The organism is Peribacillus psychrosaccharolyticus ATCC 23296 (assembly GCF_000305495.1).
Lineage (GTDB): Bacteria > Bacillota > Bacilli > Bacillales > DSM-1321 > Peribacillus > Peribacillus psychrosaccharolyticus.
The window spans coordinates 1-2453 of record NZ_AJTN02000087.1; the positions used below are offsets into that span (position 1 = coordinate 1).

3 protein-coding genes are annotated in these 2453 nt (G+C 37.1%); all 3 read right to left on the reverse strand.

The genetic code is table 11. The features are described from left to right. Window positions 1-310, reverse strand: a 310-nt coding sequence (locus tag WYK_RS06040; protein ID WP_040373663.1) for a Ger(x)C family spore germination protein, incomplete at its 3' end; no start/stop codon positions are given. Beyond that, the gene (locus WYK_RS06045) at window positions 307-1398 is read right to left on the reverse strand and encodes a GerAB/ArcD/ProY family transporter (RefSeq protein WP_040373664.1); all 1092 of its coding nucleotides are present in this window, start codon (window positions 1396-1398) and stop codon (window positions 307-309) included. The genes WYK_RS06045 and WYK_RS06040, both read right to left, overlap by 4 nt. A 17-nt stretch (window positions 1399-1415) precedes the next feature. Next, a complete protein-coding gene (locus WYK_RS06050) occupies window positions 1416-2408 on the reverse strand; it encodes a spore germination protein (protein ID WP_412769694.1) in 993 nt (330 codons plus the stop codon). Window positions 2409-2453: the final 45 nt, after the last annotated feature.

Consider the following 2453-nt stretch of genomic DNA (forward strand, 5'->3'; position numbering starts at 1 on the left):
TTCCGATTTTGTGAACAATCTCTTCACTAAATAAGATAATCCGGGTCTGACCAAGAACGACCGGTTTATCGGCTTTTTTTGATACGACAGCTTGGATATCACTTGTCGCTGTAGATTTGCCTGTTAAGATTTGATATTTACCCATCTTTTCTTGTTGGAAAATGGGTATGATAAATATGCCTTCAATCATATTATCTTTATTTAGATCGTAGCCGATGGCTTGGGACATGTTCACTTCGTCCACTACTCTAGGATGTGCACAGCCAGAAAGAAAGAAGAAAATCAACATCAGCTTGAGTAAATTCTTCATGAAAAATTCCTCATTTTCCTTATATAGATAAAAATCAAAAGAAAAGGCAGATAAACAACAAAGAAGAGCACATAGTATGGGTTAATTATTTTATTCAAAACATAAAGGATATCGACATCAAAAAAAGCAATATTGATAAAGAGAATGAAGATAGATAGTATCCATAATGGATACTTTTGTTTAACATTTAATAAAACTTTTACCCCTCTGCTGGCAGCCCACAATGAGAGGGCCATATTAGGAATAATAACAAGAGCCCACCAAGAAACAGTTATATATTCAAATCTTTGAATAAAGGGTAGTTGGATAACGCTGGTCATGGTTAACGTTGGCCAGATTGTTAATTCCAACTGTTTCTGTGAATAAAAAATGAGAGTAATGATGTAGATAAATAGGGTTAATAGTGTCGTGGTCAACGCTCCTCCATGCGCGAACTTTTGTGATGTCTTAGCATCTTTGATGAACGGATAAAACATCAATATCAGCTCAAAGCCAATCATCGTTAATGAAGTATCTTTCATTCCTTTGACTATCTCTAGTAAATGGTGATCAAATAGAGGGAGCAAGTTGGTGATTTCTGAGTACCTCATCGCATAGAAAAGGATGAATGTGAGCCAAAATGACAACATGACACTTAAAAAGGCAATGCCTGTAATCGTCCGGAACCCTCCTGTAAGGATATAATAAATCAGAATTAAAAAAACCAAGGCAAAAGCCCATGAACCTACCTCATCATATAACCATAAATGAATAACATTGATATAGCTGATCATGACAACCATTCCAAGAGTTAAATAGTAAAAAATGATGACGATGTTAAAAAAGTTTCCAATTACTTTTCCAAATGCTTGATGATTCACGTAAATGATATCACCGGGTACAATACTAAAAATCTTATAGATAATCCAGATTAGTAAATGAACGACTAAGCCCGCTAGGAGGATTGAAATCCAGCCATCTGTTCCTGTTGACTTGGCTAAAAGTCGTTGGAAATTTAATACGCCGACACCTGTTTGCATGGAATGGACTAAAAAGAATACATAAAATGGTGAAACTTTATACTTATCATTAACCATGGCTTGATTCATATAGGACCTCTTCAAAATCATTCATTAAAATCATTTTTTTTAACGATTGATTTTTCCTTTTTGGGTTGTCTTACTGAATTTTGGGTGCGTAAATGTTTTGGGCGTGACTTAAAAAGATGAAAGGGAAGCCGAACGACGCTGTCTTTCCAATCTTTTAACTGGAATGGATAGATGGGGGCAAGGTAAGGCTGGCCCATCGATGTTAATTTAATTAAATGCGTTAACAAAAAGATGGCCGCTAAGGAAATGCCGAGCAGCCCCCATATTTGGGCCCCAATTAAAAAGGGGAAACGCAGTATCCGAATCGTATTTCCCATTTTGTAAATCGGTGTAACAAATGATGATAGTGCGGAGAGGGCGACGATAATTAATAAAATATTACTTGTTAGACCGGCTACAACGGCTGCCTGTCCGATAACAATACCCCCGACAATACCCAACGTCTGCCCGACTTTCGTTGGCAGTCTGGCTGCAGCTTCCCTTAATAGTTCAATCGATATTTCCAAGAACAATGCCTCAATTAATGGCTGAAAGGGAATTAAGTTTCTGGAAGCGACGATTGTTTCTAAAAGATCTTTTGGAATCAATTCATAATGATAGGTCAGTACGGCTACATAAATTGGGGTAGCAAATATCGAAAACGTGACAGCGAACAACCTGATTAAACGGAATGCCGAAGCAGGTATCCAAGGCATATCGTAATCTTCCATCGTAGAAAAATATTCTAATAAAATAGTTGGAGCAATTAGAGCAGCGGAAGACCTGTCTATAATCATGACGACTTTTCCTTCAGCCAATGCACTTGAGATACGATCAGGTCTTTCTGTATTGAGAAAAAGGGGGAATACGGTATTTGAATTATCATAGAGCATTTGCGCGAGATGCGAACCATCTAAAATTTCGTCAAAATTAATATCATTGATTCGTTGTAAAACCGTATTAACATTTTTCTGATCGACAATTCCTTCAATCGATAAAACAGCTACTTTCGTTTTAGTATAGTGATCCAACCGTCAATTCAGTCACTCGTAACTCCGGAATCGGCAGCCTTTTTC